Below are 14,196 nucleotides of genomic sequence, written 5' to 3' on the forward strand. Positions count from 1 at the left end.
GCTGTCTCGGCGACCCTGAAGCCTTCCGGCAGGCGCTCAACTATCATCCAGAGATCGACAACCGATGGAGACAGCCATGCGCAAACCACGCGACTACGATGCGTAACTGAAAGTGCTGGAAGAGAAAGCCCGCGAGCTCAAAACGCGAAAGGTGCAGCAGCTTGGCGAGCTGGTGATCGCCACAGGCGCCGATCAGCTCAGCGCGGACGAACTGGCCGGCGCACTGGTCGCAATCACCGAGACGAAGGACACCGCAAAGCGTGAGGCATGGGCCAAGCGTGGGGTGATGTTTTTCGAGAGCCGGTCCCGGCGAACTGGTTCGGAACCTCAGCGCAACCCTCGCAGCGCTCCAGCGCAACCGGGCAGCCCGCAATCGCCGGCAGGCGGAACAGGCCCGCAATGACATGCGCACCTGGCAGGTCGAGCGTCGCAGGCGCACCCGACATCTGATCGAACTTGGCGGGCTCGTCGTCAAGGCGGGCATAGTCGATCTGACCGGTGACGATCGCTCCATGATCTTCGACGCGCTCATCTGGATAGCGGACAAACTCCGAAGCGAAGACGATCAACGGACGCGAGATGTGGCCGGAATGGGGAAAGAGGCGTTGATGGCGGAGCGGAATGAAGACCTAAAGGGACAGCAAGCGTAGCGATGTTTGCCGCCAGCGGCGGGCAGTGCGGAGACTTCAAATATCGTAGCGCCGCCCACTTCCCTCCGACCGTCGATTTTGGGTCGCAGCACCCGGCCGAAAACGCTCCGGTTTACAGCGACGAACGCCGAATAGCTACCGATCGATGGTCAACGAACTCAGGACCCGCAGCAGGCGGGGCTTGACCGGCGGTGGGCGCTTGAACCTGCATTGTTCTAAGCAAATCCGCCGGACGACAAATCCCAATTTCAGACATAGCCTGCTCGTTTTGCCGTTCTCGGACGCTGTAAATCTGGTTAATGTTCGATTCTCGCATGTAACACCGGCTCAAACTGTTCGATCTGGTGCGCGGCTGCTTTGGGCCGCCAAGCGTCTATCTCGGTTTACCCGCATAGGCGAGAACGCCTATATGCCTAGCGGAAAGCATAGGAGCGATGATGTCGGCCGATCAAGAATGGCGATGGTTAATCACATGGGACAATGCGGTTCCCAATCGTGACTCCACCAAGCTTCTCAAGCGGCTACAAAGGCTTGGGGTTTATCGAGAGATGACGCCCCGGACAACGATAGTCTTTGCGCCCACCAAAAAGATAGGCTGGAGGCGAATGAGGAAGTTTCTCCGGCGATATCTACACCCACGTGATGGGAACGCGGCATACGTAAACCTTCGTAGTGGACGCGTCTTCCACCTTGGCGTCACCACTGGATATTCATGGCAGGAGGTCTGAATGCCTTCCGGACCTAAAGGCCAGAAGCGCCCCGCCGACGCGATCAGCAACGCGGTACGCGTCATGCGCATTGCCACCGGCGACAAAGCCGAGGACGTGCACGACGATGGCAAGAGCGCCGCCGCCAAAGAGCTTGGTTCGAAGGGTGGCAAGAAGCGCGCCGCATGACGCCAGAGCGGCGCGCCGAGATCGCGCGGAAGGCGGCTGCAAGCCATTGGAATGCCAAGGAAAAATAAACTCGGAATATTTTGCTTCTCTTTTGATAGGATTTTCTGTACGGTCTCATGCATCGAATTAGGGGACACAGCGATGCCGCGTGATGAAGCCTACAGTCGCCAAAAACTGGAACGGTTTTTGCCGGTTTTGTATAGTGCCGCTCGCGACGGCGTCCGTGCCGGCCTGAACGATTATCGGACGACTGGCCACATTCATCGGAAGACAACGAGGCGCAGTATTGTGCGGGATCACATCGTTGACAACCTGCGCGCCAACCTCATGCTCGATCCAGAAGTGTCTATCAAGGATAGAAACCAGACCACTTATTTCAATATCGGTGAATTTCGCTTACTTGCCAAAATGGCCAATCAGGATGGTGCGGTGGGGTTGAACCGCAATCAGATTTCTTTGGGTTTTCAGGAAAATGGGGCTTTGACGCTTTTTGCCTCCGAGGAGCTGGGTGAGACTACGAATCTCTATTTAAGCTACGTCCCCAATTCCATCACTCCCGACGAACCTTTCGTTTATGTGATCTGCCCGAAGGCAGACGGCTATCATTGGCGGATGGAATTGGAACCGCCGGCAGCCGCCGCCGATGCCGAAATCGGTCGCGGTCCTGCGCCAGATGATTATGGCGACGATCTTATTCGGGTTATACCGGACGCAAAGCCGGACACCTCCGAGACTTGAAATGGCGAAGACATTCAACCCAGAAATGCTCGCACTGGCGCGAGAGTCGAAGGGATTCACGCAAGGCGATTTGATCGATCGCCTTGCGGAGCCGATGTCGCAAGGAAAATTGTCGAAGATTGAGAACGGTCTCATCCAGCCGACCAACGAGGATATCGACGCGCTGGCGTTGGCGCTCGGTTATAAGCGCGAGTTCTTTTTCCATCCGCATTTAAGGCGAGCAGAACCGGCGACCTACCATCGAAAACGGCAGAAGCTCACCAAGGCCGATTGGGCGAAAATTTATGCCAAAGCTGAAATCTATCGAATTACCACTTCCATCTTCCTTCGCTCTGTAGAATTGGCGCCGAGCAGAGCGAACCCTCCTTATATCGACCCCGATGAAGTTGGCGGCAGAGTTGACGACATAGCCCGCGCCGTGCGCCAGGCATGGTCGATGCCGCGCGGCCCAGTCGAAGACGTAACAACACTCATGGAGAGTGCCGGCATCGTCGTCGTCCCCTTCGACTTCGGGACGGAACTCTGTGACGGCTTCTGTCAAAGTGCTTCTGAAGGAATGCCCCCTGTCGTGTTCATCAACACACGGCAGCCAAAGGACAGGCTGAGATATTCCCTGGCTCATGAACTTGGGCATCTGGTGATGCATAAAATCCCAAATCCGGAAATGGAGAGGCAGGCTAATCTATTTGCTGGTGAATTCTTGATGCCAACAGCCGACATCGCCAAGGACTTCTACAGCCTATCTCTTGAGAAATTTATGGCACTCAAAAAATACTGGAAGACCTCAATGGCTGCCCTCATGTTGAAGGCGCGGGACATTGGCCGGCTGAGCGAGAGCGCTCACCGATACTACATGATCAATATGTCCAAGCGTGGCTGGCGAACTAAGGAACCTGTCGACATCGAAGCGCGTGAAAGTCCGAAACTGATCTACCAACTGGTCCGCGCGCATATGGGACACCTGAATTACACTCTTGACGATCTTTCCACGCTTACCGGCCTCCCCACTGAAACATTCCAAGATTTTTTCGGCCTCGTAAGCACACCGCGATTCCGAATCGTCAGCTGAACCTTTATGCTTGGCACTAAGCATATAAGTTCACCTATTTACGACAGACGGCCGCGCCTATCTCAATGCGGTTGAGGAAGCCTTAGGAGCGGATCGATTACGCGATGCTCATCAAGCAGTATGGCGAGCCGGAGAGCAACAAGTCGCCAGAGCGCCGCTTCAGCCAGTCCGTCTGCACTGGCGCGACCAAGACGCGGATTGAAGGCGATCCCGATCCTATGCACGTCAGCACGTCGCATATCGAGCGCGCCAATCTCACGATGCGCATGGCGAACCGTCGCTTCACGCGTCTTACCAATGCGTTCTGAAAGTGTTCCAAAGCCATGTCCACATGGTCGAGATCTACATTGTCTGGTACAACTTCATCAAAATGCACAAGACGCTGAAAATGACGCCGGCAATGGCCGCTGGCATGGCGCAGACGATCTGGTCGATGGACGATCTTTGCGAGAAGATGGACGCCGTTGCGCCAAAGCCGGGAAAGCGCGGTCCTTAGAAAAGCAGGTATCGGAATGAATGATCATCGGCTGCCGGGGCGCTATAAAGCGCTCATTGCGGCCAACCTGTCGATTGCCTAACAGGCATTCTCCTGCGGCCCATTTATCCGAAGAGCATCTATATCGCGATGTTTGTTATGGCCGTATTGCTTATGGCCTTGTCGGCTAAGATGGTGTTTCTGGCGCGTAAGGAGTCATCCACCTCGCGGCGCGACACGAACCTTTTTCTCATCCTTGCCGCCACGTGCTTTGGCGCAAGCGCCTATGGAATTTATCTAACGCTGCGTTCCATCTTGAATTGAAGGGGCGACCGAGAGCGCGTCAAGTTTCAAACTGAGACACTACCCAGGAGGGCGGTAGATTGTTTCGGACGCTGCCGATATATGTCTGTCGGAACCATTATTGGAGCGCACCTTGCAAATCCCCATCCGCCTCGCGTCGGGAGAACGAGCATCTGTCGCTCTGCGGCTGGACCAGTCGCAGCCCGACGGGCTCTGCCGTTGGACCGCAGAAGACGTTTCGCATGAACTTACAATCAGCACAACGGAAGCCGGCCGGATCGTGGGCGTCGAAATGTCCGGAGATATCGGATCGACCCCGGACGAGATCAGCGAAGCCTTCATACAGGCGCTCGCGGAGCGGTCGATCCAAGAGGCTGCGGGCATAGAGGTCACTGAGGAATCGGCAGACGGCTCGCCCGAGCCCTTCCCCTACGATCCGGAGTTCATCCGGGTCGACACGAAGCCTTTCAACATCAGCCTAGTCTACGACATGATCAAGGACGGCGACATCAACCTGTCGCCCGATTTCCAGCGCCAATTTGTGTGGACTGATGTCGGCGCGCGGTCGCGGCTCATCGAATCGATAATGCTGCGCATTCCGCTGCCAGTCTTCTACCTCGCCCAGGATTATGACGGACGCCTGCAGGTGGTCGACGGGCTGCAGCGCCTTACCGTTATCGAGCAATTCCTCGACAACAAACTGCGCTTGCGCGACCTGGAATATCTAAAGGACGAGGAGGGTAAGGTCTTCCGACATGACGATCCCAGCCGCTGCATCGACCAGCGTTACCGCAAGCGGATCATGCAGACGCAGATCATGATGAACATCATCGACGCTCAGACGCCGGTGGACGTGAAGTTCGACATCTTCAAACGCATCAACCAGGGCGGCCGGCCGCTCAACGCCCAGGAAATCCGCAACTGCATGTCGTCGCCGGAGACACGTCATCTCCTGCACAGCCTGTCCCGGTCACCCGACTTTCTGGAGGCAACATGCTCGAGCGTGGGCACCGTTCGCATGCAGGACCAGGAGATCGCGCTTCGCTTCGCGGCGTTCCGGCTGGCAAACCTTGAGTATCAGTCGCCATATGCGGGCAATATGGAGCGCTTCCTCGACCAGACGATCGAGACACTCAACCGTAATCCGGGTTCGTTCGACCAACTGGTCCCCGCCTTTGAGCGCGGCATGCGCAACAGCGCACACCTCTTCGGCGCCTTCGCCTTCCGGAAATGCGGTCCGCACGACCTTCTCCCGGGCGCTAGGCGCAGGCTGATGAACAACTCGCTGTTCACGACTTGGTCGGTGGTCCTAGCGGAACGGGACGAGAAGGAGGTTCAGGCGGTCAAGCCCGGGAGTTTTGCCGAGATCGTTGCTCACGAACTCGACAGGGACGCCAACTATTATGACAGCGTCTCGTTCGGCACCAACGATCGGCGTCGGTTGCTCTACGCATTCGAAAAGGCCCAAACCCTCTGCGCGGAGCATATGGGATGATCTGCGAGGTCCACCTGACCAATTTCAAATGCTTCCAGCAAGAGCAAATCCCACTCAAGCGGCTTACCGTGCTGAGCGGCGGAAACGGAGTCGGCAAGTCGAGCGTGATTCAGGCGCTCCTGCTTCTCCGTCAGACCGGCGACCAGGCCCGTCTACTGGCGGGGGCCGTCAGCCGCACCGATGGGGGACATCCGCATTTTAGCATCAAGCTCAATGACAACTATCGGCTAAGTCTAGGCAACAGCGCCACGCTCACGAACGCGGATATCGAATCCGACATGGTTGTTCTGGGGGTGTCCGGCGATGGTACCGACCGCGTCATGTGCAGCTTCGAGGCGAGCACCACCAAGCCGACGACGAGCATCGCCTGCGTCGAGGCGCCGGAGGACCTACTCGAGCGTGTGGGCGCGTTCCCCATCTTCCAGCAGGAATTCCATTACCTCGTCGCCGAGCGGGTCGGTCCGCGTGACCTGCAGCCGATGGCCGACCAGCTCTTCATCTCCACCGGCTATGCGGGCGAGTTCACGGCGTTCGCGATCTCACAGGCGGAGGCGGAGAGCCGCATGGTGGCGCAGGCCTTGTGCATCGAGGCTGATTCCAAGCTCTTCCGAGTCCAGCTTGAGGCTTGGATGGGGCGGCTGGTGCCGGGAGCACAGATTTTCACAACGCCTCATCCTGATCTCAATCGCGTGCAAATGGCGATCGGCCGGCGGGGCGCGACGGCGAAAGCGCTTCCCCCGGCCAATACCGGCTTCGGAATAAGCTATGCCTTGCCGGTGGTGGTGAGTGGGCTGCTCGCGGCTCCAGGATCGATGCTCATCGTCGAAAACCCGGAGGCCCATCTCCATCCCGGCGCTCAGACCGCAATCGGGATTTTCCTCGCCTCGGTGGCCTCGGCAGGCGTCCAGGTCCTCGTCGAGACCCATAGCGAGAATGTCCTGAACGGTGTCCGCCTGGCCGTGCTGCGGGACATCATCCCACATGATGATGCGAGTTTCCTGTTCCTGTCGCTCGGTGAGGGCCCTGGACAGCCCATCCTCCACCCGATCACGATGGACAAGGCGGCCGAGCTCACGAGTTGGCCGCCCGGCTTCTTCGATCAGCAGGGTGCCGACCTGGCCGAGATGATGAAGGCACGCCGAGCCCTGGCTGCACAGGCCAAGGTCTGACCGATCGGCATGCCGGCGAGCCTTATCCACAGCCTCGGAAGATATGATCCGCCATCGGGTGCGACGCTTGAGTCGTTGATCGGGCGTCTCGAGGCGCTGCTCGTGCTCGACGATGAGCTGCGCGAAGCCGGGTATGCGATCCACAAGGACGAAAACCTCTACTATGCAGAGGTCCTTCCGGGCATCGCTCTCTACCAGATCCTCTTCGAAAGCCCAGAAGGTATCGGCCGGGACATGCAGCGGCTCCTCCAGCTCGCAATCGACAGGACCGTGTCGACGACATTGGCCGAGCTTGAGGCGCGGGGCGCCGTCGGCGAGCTTGGACCCTGGGCGGAAGAGGGGGCGCGGAGCGTCAACGACCTCGACCGATGGATCGCGGTGATGCGCGAGCAGCTCACGGCGTATCAAGGCGATCGCGACGGCTTTTTGCTGGAATGCCGCCAGGCGTTCCCGGATTTCGAATTCAGCAAGCGTTTCCCCGACTGTCTCGGCACCTTTAAGGGAGATCTGATCGACTTCGTCGCGGTGATCGTGTCCGCGCTAGTATCGCTTGCCGACGACATGCCGAAGTGCATGGAGCAGCCGACCACACAGGCGTGCATGAAGGCGTTCACCGCGATGTCGGGCTACGAGACCTCGATGGAGGGGGACGCGGACCGCAAGGAAGCGCTGACCTTCCCGTTTGCGGGCAAGGACGGCACAATCCGGATCCTGTGCGAGCCCCATATCAAACTTCATTGTTCAGCCCGTGCCGGTGACACCGAATATTATTTCCATCGCATCTATTTCTCGAATGCGGAGCATGCCGAGTTCAAAGGCAGGACCCTTATCGGGCATATCGGCGAGCATCTCTGACGATGAGGATGGAGGCCGGTGATCAGCCGATCCCCCTGCGCAGCCGCCCAGGCTCGTGGCGCTTCCCAAGCTTAGCAGGTCGAGTGCAACCAGATCGACGCCTGCCGGCGGCAGCAGCGGCGGTGTGACGATGCCGGCCGCCGTCTTGGTGGCAGCAACAGCCATCCGGAGGCCGAATGCGCGTGGCTCGGCAATCTCATCCATCACGCGCAGACCGTCAGCCGCTATATGGTTCTGGTCGCAAGCGAGCAAAAGCTCCTGATGATGCAGCCGTATCAGGTCTACGCGGTGAAGGCCATTGTCGAATCCATCGCGCAAGACTGCGGCAATGGCTACGTCTGGCATACCACCGGCAGCGGCAAGACGCTGACCTCCGCAACCACGTAGCTTGCTATCAATCGCAAGGTCGAACAGCGCTCGGTCCCCGTGTCGACCTTCGCGGTCGAGAAAGACCGGATTTCCCAAATCTGACGAACCTTCAGAGGTCGTTTGACGCCTACTCTCTTGCCTGCATTCCAAGCGGAATGGCCTTGTCCGACGAGGTCATACTGCGAATGTCCCATATCGTTTCTCCTCAGGCCACTATTGGCCAGAGCACAAACGTTCAGGAGATTGTGGGGTCGAGAGCGGTCGGTCGGCTTTTGCGTTCCGATTGGCGAAAGTCGCCCTTCGGGTCACCATGACGACGTTTCAGATACCCCATTTAGATGGACCCGTTGCCATCCGTTGGTTTAACGGGCTTAGGTTATACTGGCCCGAAGGTGAGGAGCGCATGCCTGAGCAGTTTGCAATCGGGGTCATCGGCTACGTTCTCGCGGTAAACTTGCTGGCGTACGCCTTCATGGCGTTCGATAAGGCTATGGCCAAGAACGGTTCCCAACGCATTTCAGAGTCGACGCTTCTTACACTCGCCATCATTGGCGGCAGCATCGGAACTGTGATCGCGCAAAAAACGATCCGGCACAAGACGCGCAAGGAGCCGTTCCGCTCCAGGCTCGCTCGCATCGTCCTGCTCCAAGTCCTCGCGGCAATCGCGATTGAAGTGGGATTGCTCTTTCCGGGATCGCGCGAAACGCTCTCGCAATTCCTCGCATTCTGAGGCGAATTCGGGGTCGAGAGCAGACGGTCCGGTGCTGGTGCGAACCAGCAGAAAGGTGCCATTCCGCTGGTGACGCCGTCTTGGCCGCAACGACGTTGCCTGCCGCTGCCTGAAAGCAGGCACTGGCACCGCGTTGGCAGCTTTTGCGCCTCAAAGCGACATTGAGGCTCAGGCCGGCATAAGAGCGGTTTTAACCTCACCTCGACCGATCAGCTTGGAAAAGCGACGATAGTCCGAATGCTCGAACCGCCAGCGGCCGGCGGAGATCGCAGGATGCACGCCAGCTTTCTGCGCCGCCTCCAATACTTCCTCAGTGCTGCTGTCCTTGTCGATCCGCTTCCATATGGCAGGAGGTATAAGAGCGTTGCGCGCAAACGAGTCCGCCTCCGCTTCTATGGTTTCCGAACTCGCCACATCCAGATCATCCAAAATGACCTGTCGATCAGGACCCAAGTGGCAGACCACGTGGGCAAATTCATGCAACAGCGTAAACCAAAAATTGTCCAAACGATCGTGGCGAAGGGTCAGCGCCAGCACCGGAACGCCATCGCCACGGCACATCGCCGCGCCGTCAAGAAACGTTCCCGGAAGGTGTTCCAATATTACAAATATTATCCCCATATGATTAAGTTCTGTTACGACGTGAGCACTCCAGTCAGGAAATGTGCTAACCATAGCAAGTTTTCGTGCCGCCAACTGTGGATCTTTTATCTTATTCCTCTTGATAGAGATCTTTTCTGCAAGCGACAAGACGGTCGCACACCATGCCTCAAGCGCCGACAAATCCGTCTTGGCGTTGGTTCTTTCAGTTCTGGTCTTGCGCAACATAGCGACTGCCGGAGTAGAAGCTTTCGAGCGCGATAGAAAGTCAGCAAAATTCTCTTTCTCTTTCATTACGCCAAGCTTCCGGAGCTTCCCCTCCGCTGCAATTGAGGTGCTCGAGTTACCCGTAGCAGGCTCGTGTTTGAACGACCCTATCAGCGAAGTCACTGGAACGCCCAAGTGCTGGTGCAGTGCTCTGATTTGGTCAACCGTTGGTTGTCTCTGGCCGTTGAGTATCTCGGATACCCGCGATTTACTTCCGAGATATGGGATCAGATCACGTTGTGACAGTCCTGTCTGTGCCATGCGAAACTTGATCGCCTCAGCAGGCGTGGCTACCTCGACGGGATGCTGTGATCGCTCCCATCGTTCGATGACGGCTTGCAGCACTTCGAGCTCGTCGCGATCCTTTGGGCTGTTATGCCCGAACAGCGCCGCGGCACGCTTGAGTGCCGATTGGTGGTCCTCGTTCGTGCGTATAGGTCGAACCGTCATATCACCTTGCTCCCTGTTTTATCTGTGGCGCGCGCCCCACTCTAGTCGCGCCCGCATATTCAATGAGAACCATCTGCGCCCCGCAGTCAGCGAGGAGATCGACCCGATAGTCACCGTTGAGTTGGATTCGGACCGTGATGCCGTCAATGACGGCTAACGGGTAGAACTCAGCGATTTCAGCCATCGAGCGCCACGACCCTGCCTCGAGCTCAGCAACCAAGGCCTGTACGGCTCCATCAAGGCCGTCACGGGCACGACGGGCAAGTTCGTGCAACCTCGATATCCCCATCAGCTTCATGGCTAATCGCGACTCCAGCACAAAATAGTTCCCGAATGTGGGACGATTCTTGCGCTCGACCTCGCGCCGTGCCATATAAGAATCAGCGTTCCCAGAAGTGGGAATAACACGCAGAAGAGCCGGGACCAAGGGATTTTGCTCCGGACATTCGCAGGCGCACATACGAAAGGATTGAAAATGGCAAATCCCAATGCAGACACCGTCGAAATTTTCGTCAACACCCAACCACATCACGTGTCAAAAGGGGAAATCTCCCATGCCGACTTGGTGAAGATTGCCTACGGCGTTGTTGGCGAAGAGGTGCGCGGGTACTCAGTCACCTATGAGCGAGGCCCCAATCCCGACAAGCCGGATGACGTTCTTCCCTTCGGTGGGAGCATCAAGGTGAAGAAGGATATGCGCTTCGATGTCTTCCCCACTGGTCGCTCCTGACGGAAGTCTGGCGCGCCTTGAAGTCAAGGGGCGCCACTTCGCCATTCGTGCAAATTATCTCGTCATGGCCGTTCCTTATCTGAACTGCCGGGGCGAGCTTCGTCGCGGGTTTATCGCAGACCCGTTGAACCTCACGAATGAAACAGAGATAGGCATACCGGCCAATCACCAGATGTACTTTCTCGGGGAGGATCCGTGCGGGCTCGATGGCCAATCGCTCCTCAGCATTCTTGGAGGCGGCGAGAACAGGACGCTGATTTTCGACGATAATTATTCGAGCTATTATTATTCTCATAAGATCGCGAATGCACCGGGCCAGATGCGCGACTATGGGTCCCTATTCGAGAAATTCGAGCAATATTATCAAGTGATCTCGGGGCCGGCGGTGTACAAATTTCCGGAAGCGGATCAGTTGTTTCTCGACGTCGATTTCGGCGCCGACATCCAAAGTCCTTTCAACTTTCCTGACACGCATTCCTCCCACGCCGAGCTCCACGAACTCAATCGCCGGATTTCCCATGTAAATGTCGGCATAGTCGGCCTCGGCGGTACGGGCTCCTATGTGCTCGATTTCCTATCAAAGAGCCCGGTCAAAGGGTTGAAGCTCTTCGACGACGACGAATACGTGGTTAAAAACTCGTACAGATCGCCCGGAACGACTCGATTTGAGGATTTCAAAAAGAACAAGGTCGATCTTTACGTCGAGCGATATTCAAGTTTTCGAACGGGCGTGACAGGCCAGGCTATCCGCGTGAGCCAAGACATGCCGGGTGCAATTCCGGACTGCGACTTCGTCTTCCTTTGTGTCGACAAGGGCAACAGTCGTGCGAAGGTCGTCGAGCTTCTGAATGGCCTCGGCAAACCGTTCATCGACGTCGGAATGGGACTGACGCGAACCGATGGACCCCTCAACGGCAGGGTCCGCGCGACGCTCGTCGACGACGACACCCGATCGGCCGTGCTCGCCGCATCCATCCTCCCGATGGTCGACGACGCCGACCATGAATATCAAACGAACATCCAGATCGCGGAGCTCAACGCCCTCAATGCCGCCATCGCGGTCATGCTGTTTAAGAAGAGGTTCGGTTATTATGCCGACACCGACCCCGGCTATAATTTGCTGATGAATTTGGACCGCCTGAAGATTTTCCGAGAGACACTGGCATGATCCACCGAACGGATGCTTTAGACTTGGTTCCCTGCGAGCGATTTCCCGACGAGGTCACGCCGGGTAAATTCTACTATAGCGATGAGTTTCGGTCTTCGGTTCACCTTTGCGCCTGCGGATGCGGATCGAGAGTCGTCCTGCCGATCAAGCCGGCAGGTTGGCAGCTCATGCAAAACGCAAGGTCGTTCACAATATCGCCCTCGGTCGGCAACCGGGAGCTCGCCTGTCGTTCGCACTATCTGATCGAAGGTGGGCGCATCATTTGGCTACCCCCGATGTCCGACCGCGAGGTTCAGGCAAGTCGCGCGCGGGACGAGCAGCATATCGAGAAAATGCACGTCGTCACATTCTGGCAACGGGTCCGGAATGTTCTGCGCTGGCTCCTCGGAAGGCGCTAGGCCGACTTCGGCACGGCCATCAGGCGTGGTTTAGAACTTTGGGCAGGATGCGCTCGACAGACGCCATGTACCCCTTCTCGAAAGGGTGCTGTTGGGCCGTGTAGCAGACCGGCGCTCACCTTTTGATCGCGGCGACGTGTGACAGGACGCGAGCGAATGTATATAGACAAGGCAGCGCGCGGCCGCCGATCGAAGTGCGAGCGAACAGGCGGTGGCGATGGATGACGACGAGAGTGCTAGCGGCAAGCTCCCCGGCGACAAGCTCTCGAAAATTGCGCGCGGCGAGCCGCTGACGGCTGCCGAAGAGATCGCACGCGGCGCGCGTGAGCGCGCGACCGAGCGCCTCGCCCGCGAGTATCTGGAATCGCCGTCGGTCAAAATGGCGCGGGAGCTTTACTTTTCCCCTGCGGCAAAGCTGGCCCGCGATTACGCCAATTCGCCTGCGCAGGTAGCGCTCGGGCTTAGCCCGGCCTTTGGAGCGGCCGAGATCGTGCGCATGGAAGCGATGCGCACTCTACTCGAACCATCCACGGCGCTGGCCGCGAAACTCAATGCGATCCAGCCATTGGCAATCGACCATGCCAAGCTTGCCTTGATCGGCGCAATCATGCCGTCGATTGATCCCAAGGTGATTGCGGCGATCCAGGGCGTGCAGCCGCTCAAGATCGACCCGTTGTTGGCGAGCACCGTCAGCCAGGCGCAGCGGACATTCGAAGAGGCAATGCGACCGCTCGGCGGCATCGGATCGGCGATCAAGCAGCTCGAAGAGCAGCAGCGTGCTGTCCAGAAATCGCTATTCGCCTCGCTTGGCGGACCGTTCGGTGACATCGCCAAGACCTCGCAATGGGCGAGCACGCTCGGCAGGATCGATACCCCCGATATCACCAAGCTGCTCGGCGGGGGCCTTGGCACGGCTGTCGGCCACATGCGCGACGCGATCGCTAAGAACTTCGTCGGTTCGGCCGCGATCGATCAGGCCAAGATGAGCGCAATGCTTGGGCTGACCGCCCGGTTCGAAGCCGATTTCGCGGCGACCCAACTCAAGATGTCGGCGCTCGCCGGCATTGGCGAAGTATTCGACCGGCGCAGCCATTTCCAGATCGACGCCTATCATTCGCTCTTCGGCGAGTGGCGCACGCGCGTCGATCTGCCGGAAAATTTCTGGCGCGACGGGCGTGTGCGCAAGCGTATGTATCGCGAGGCCGAAGTCGATGAAGGGCTGGTTGTCGCCCAGCCTGGCATGGCGCTCGAGATCATGATCGAGAGCGGGCTGACCGTCGGGCTTCGCTCGGAAGCCAATGCCGTGGCGGTCGTGACGCTTGGCGAAGTATCGATGACCGTGCGGTCGCGCGGCACCAGCAAGGATGCCTATGTGTTGGTCGGGCGGTTCGAGCAAGAACTGCGCGCTTATGTCGAGCGCAAGCTCGAAGAGCGCTTCGGACCGGACTGGTTCAAGCTGCGCGCGTCGAACCTGATCGGCAAGGCGAAGGAGATTCGCAAGGTGGCGATGGCGCGCGGTGAAGCGGTCGCACCGCTAGTCAATTTTACCGAACTGGGTGAACTGTCGGGGATCATCCAGAGCACGAAAAACTGGGATGAAGTGTTCGGCTATGTATTCGTCGACAAGACCGAATTCGACCATGACATGCAGAAGCTGATCGCAGTCCGGCGTCCGACGATGCACATGCGCCGGATCGACGGCGTGCGCCTTGTCGAAGTGATCTGCGTGATGCAGCGGCTGTCCGAGCAGATGGCGGACGATGGGGCGTGGAAGCTCGCGGCCGAGTCCGATCGCTAGGCAAGCCGCGCGGAAACCTGCCCCCACCTTTGGTGG

Annotated in this window: 16 protein-coding genes and 2 pseudogenes; 15 read left to right on the forward strand and 3 right to left on the reverse strand. The window is 58.1% G+C overall.

Going from position 1 to position 14,196, the window contains the following annotated elements; translation table 11 throughout:
* Positions 1–106: 106 nt before the first annotated feature.
* The 10 genes and pseudogenes from NKJ58_RS18605 (at position 107) to NKJ58_RS18655 (ending at position 8,037) form a co-directional block, all read left to right on the forward strand.
* Positions 107–403: a conjugal transfer protein TraD gene (locus NKJ58_RS18605; RefSeq protein WP_245261065.1), complete on the forward strand. Its 297-nt coding sequence runs from the start codon at positions 107–109 to the stop codon at positions 401–403.
* A gap of 1 nt (position 404) precedes the next feature.
* Positions 405–650 carry a conjugal transfer protein TraD gene (locus NKJ58_RS18610; protein ID WP_023707994.1) on the forward strand — a complete coding sequence of 82 codons (246 nt, stop codon included), beginning with the start codon at positions 405–407 and terminating at the stop codon, positions 648–650.
* A 728-nt stretch (positions 651–1,378) separates the two neighbouring features.
* On the forward strand, positions 1,379–1,546 hold the full coding sequence (locus NKJ58_RS18615; RefSeq protein ID WP_245261057.1) for an RNA-binding protein: 168 nt from the start codon (positions 1,379–1,381) through the stop codon (positions 1,544–1,546).
* A 141-nt stretch (positions 1,547–1,687) separates the two neighbouring features.
* Positions 1,688–2,284, forward strand: coding sequence for a hypothetical protein (locus NKJ58_RS18620; protein WP_023707995.1), 597 nt, complete (start codon positions 1,688–1,690; stop codon positions 2,282–2,284).
* A gap of 1 nt (position 2,285) precedes the next feature.
* The gene (locus NKJ58_RS18625; RefSeq protein WP_023707996.1) at positions 2,286–3,353 is read left to right on the forward strand and encodes an XRE family transcriptional regulator; all 1,068 of its coding nucleotides are present in this window, start codon (positions 2,286–2,288) and stop codon (positions 3,351–3,353) included.
* Positions 3,354–3,393: 40 nt separating this feature from the next.
* Positions 3,394–3,849, forward strand: a pseudogene (locus NKJ58_RS31505) (IS1 family transposase); the annotation flags it as partial.
* Between the two features lie 415 nt (positions 3,850–4,264).
* Positions 4,265–5,626, forward strand: coding sequence for a GmrSD restriction endonuclease domain-containing protein (locus NKJ58_RS18640; RefSeq protein ID WP_352853595.1), 1,362 nt, complete (start codon positions 4,265–4,267; stop codon positions 5,624–5,626).
* Positions 5,623–6,795: an AAA family ATPase gene (locus NKJ58_RS18645; RefSeq protein ID WP_023708001.1), complete on the forward strand. Its 1,173-nt coding sequence runs from the start codon at positions 5,623–5,625 to the stop codon at positions 6,793–6,795. Before NKJ58_RS18640 ends, NKJ58_RS18645 begins: the two co-directional genes overlap by 4 nt.
* A gap of 9 nt (positions 6,796–6,804) precedes the next feature.
* Positions 6,805–7,650 carry a hypothetical protein gene (locus tag NKJ58_RS18650; RefSeq protein ID WP_352853597.1) on the forward strand — a complete coding sequence of 282 codons (846 nt, stop codon included), beginning with the start codon at positions 6,805–6,807 and terminating at the stop codon, positions 7,648–7,650.
* Positions 7,651–7,914: 264 nt separating this feature from the next.
* Complete coding sequence (locus NKJ58_RS18655; RefSeq protein ID WP_245261067.1) at positions 7,915–8,037, forward strand: DEAD/DEAH box helicase family protein; 123 nt, start codon at positions 7,915–7,917, stop codon at positions 8,035–8,037.
* Here the strand turns inward: NKJ58_RS18655 and NKJ58_RS18660 are convergent.
* Positions 8,026–8,213: pseudogene (locus NKJ58_RS18660) on the reverse strand (integrase); the annotation flags it as partial. The gene NKJ58_RS18655 and the pseudogene NKJ58_RS18660 overlap by 12 nt on opposite strands.
* 209 nt (positions 8,214–8,422) lie before the next feature.
* On the opposite strand from NKJ58_RS18660, the gene NKJ58_RS18665 reads away from it, so the two are divergent.
* On the forward strand, positions 8,423–8,749 hold the full coding sequence (locus NKJ58_RS18665; protein WP_023708004.1) for a DUF1294 domain-containing protein: 327 nt from the start codon (positions 8,423–8,425) through the stop codon (positions 8,747–8,749).
* 168 nt (positions 8,750–8,917) lie between these two features.
* Here the strand turns inward: NKJ58_RS18665 and NKJ58_RS18670 are convergent, their stop codons facing one another.
* On the reverse strand, positions 8,918–10,066 hold the full coding sequence (locus NKJ58_RS18670) for an ImmA/IrrE family metallo-endopeptidase (protein ID WP_023708005.1): 1,149 nt from the start codon (positions 10,064–10,066) through the stop codon (positions 8,918–8,920).
* A gap of 1 nt (position 10,067) precedes the next feature.
* A complete protein-coding gene (locus NKJ58_RS18675) occupies positions 10,068–10,439 on the reverse strand; it encodes a hypothetical protein (protein WP_023708006.1) in 372 nt (123 codons plus the stop codon).
* Positions 10,440–10,541: 102 nt separating this feature from the next.
* Between NKJ58_RS18675 and NKJ58_RS18680 the strand changes: the two genes are divergently transcribed.
* From NKJ58_RS18680 to NKJ58_RS18695, 4 genes are all read left to right on the forward strand, one after another.
* Complete coding sequence (locus NKJ58_RS18680) at positions 10,542–10,796, forward strand: multiubiquitin domain-containing protein (RefSeq protein ID WP_023708007.1); 255 nt, start codon at positions 10,542–10,544, stop codon at positions 10,794–10,796.
* Positions 10,771–11,964: a DUF6791 domain-containing protein gene (locus tag NKJ58_RS18685; protein WP_084565753.1), complete on the forward strand. Its 1,194-nt coding sequence runs from the start codon at positions 10,771–10,773 to the stop codon at positions 11,962–11,964. The genes NKJ58_RS18680 and NKJ58_RS18685 overlap by 26 nt, the downstream gene beginning before the upstream one ends.
* Positions 11,961–12,362 (forward strand): ubiquitination-like system serine protease family protein, encoded by a 402-nt coding sequence (locus NKJ58_RS18690; protein ID WP_023708009.1) that lies wholly within the window; start codon positions 11,961–11,963, stop codon positions 12,360–12,362. The genes NKJ58_RS18685 and NKJ58_RS18690 overlap by 4 nt, the downstream gene beginning before the upstream one ends.
* A 217-nt stretch (positions 12,363–12,579) precedes the next feature.
* Positions 12,580–14,160 carry a hypothetical protein gene (locus tag NKJ58_RS18695; protein WP_352853600.1) on the forward strand — a complete coding sequence of 527 codons (1,581 nt, stop codon included), beginning with the start codon at positions 12,580–12,582 and terminating at the stop codon, positions 14,158–14,160.
* Positions 14,161–14,196 lie beyond the last annotated feature (36 nt).

The sequence above is a fragment of the Mesorhizobium sp. M0139 genome (assembly GCF_040322455.1).
Classification (GTDB): Bacteria; Pseudomonadota; Alphaproteobacteria; order Rhizobiales; family Rhizobiaceae; genus Mesorhizobium.

Excerpts from the sequence above, each read along its gene's own strand:
- NKJ58_RS18610 (WP_023707994.1), top strand. The coding sequence starts at position 405 with ATGCGCACCTGGCAGGTCGAGCGTCGCAGGCGCACCCGACATCTGATC.
- NKJ58_RS18615 (WP_245261057.1), top strand. The coding sequence starts at position 1,379 with ATGCCTTCCGGACCTAAAGGCCAGAAGCGCCCCGCCGACGCGATCAGC.
- NKJ58_RS18620 (WP_023707995.1), top strand. The coding sequence starts at position 1,688 with ATGCCGCGTGATGAAGCCTACAGTCGCCAAAAACTGGAACGGTTTTTG.
- NKJ58_RS18625 (WP_023707996.1), top strand. The coding sequence starts at position 2,286 with ATGGCGAAGACATTCAACCCAGAAATGCTCGCACTGGCGCGAGAGTCG.
- NKJ58_RS18645 (WP_023708001.1), top strand. The coding sequence starts at position 5,623 with ATGATCTGCGAGGTCCACCTGACCAATTTCAAATGCTTCCAGCAAGAG.
- NKJ58_RS18650 (WP_352853597.1), top strand. The coding sequence starts at position 6,805 with ATGCCGGCGAGCCTTATCCACAGCCTCGGAAGATATGATCCGCCATCG.
- NKJ58_RS18655 (WP_245261067.1), top strand. The coding sequence starts at position 7,915 with ATGCAGCCGTATCAGGTCTACGCGGTGAAGGCCATTGTCGAATCCATC.
- NKJ58_RS18665 (WP_023708004.1), top strand. The coding sequence starts at position 8,423 with ATGCCTGAGCAGTTTGCAATCGGGGTCATCGGCTACGTTCTCGCGGTA.
- NKJ58_RS18670 (WP_023708005.1), bottom strand. The coding sequence starts at position 10,066 with ATGACGGTTCGACCTATACGCACGAACGAGGACCACCAATCGGCACTC.
- NKJ58_RS18675 (WP_023708006.1), bottom strand. The coding sequence starts at position 10,439 with ATGGCACGGCGCGAGGTCGAGCGCAAGAATCGTCCCACATTCGGGAAC.
- NKJ58_RS18680 (WP_023708007.1), top strand. The coding sequence starts at position 10,542 with ATGGCAAATCCCAATGCAGACACCGTCGAAATTTTCGTCAACACCCAA.
- NKJ58_RS18685 (WP_084565753.1), top strand. The coding sequence starts at position 10,771 with ATGTCTTCCCCACTGGTCGCTCCTGACGGAAGTCTGGCGCGCCTTGAA.
- NKJ58_RS18690 (WP_023708009.1), top strand. The coding sequence starts at position 11,961 with ATGATCCACCGAACGGATGCTTTAGACTTGGTTCCCTGCGAGCGATTT.
- NKJ58_RS18695 (WP_352853600.1), top strand. The coding sequence starts at position 12,580 with ATGGATGACGACGAGAGTGCTAGCGGCAAGCTCCCCGGCGACAAGCTC.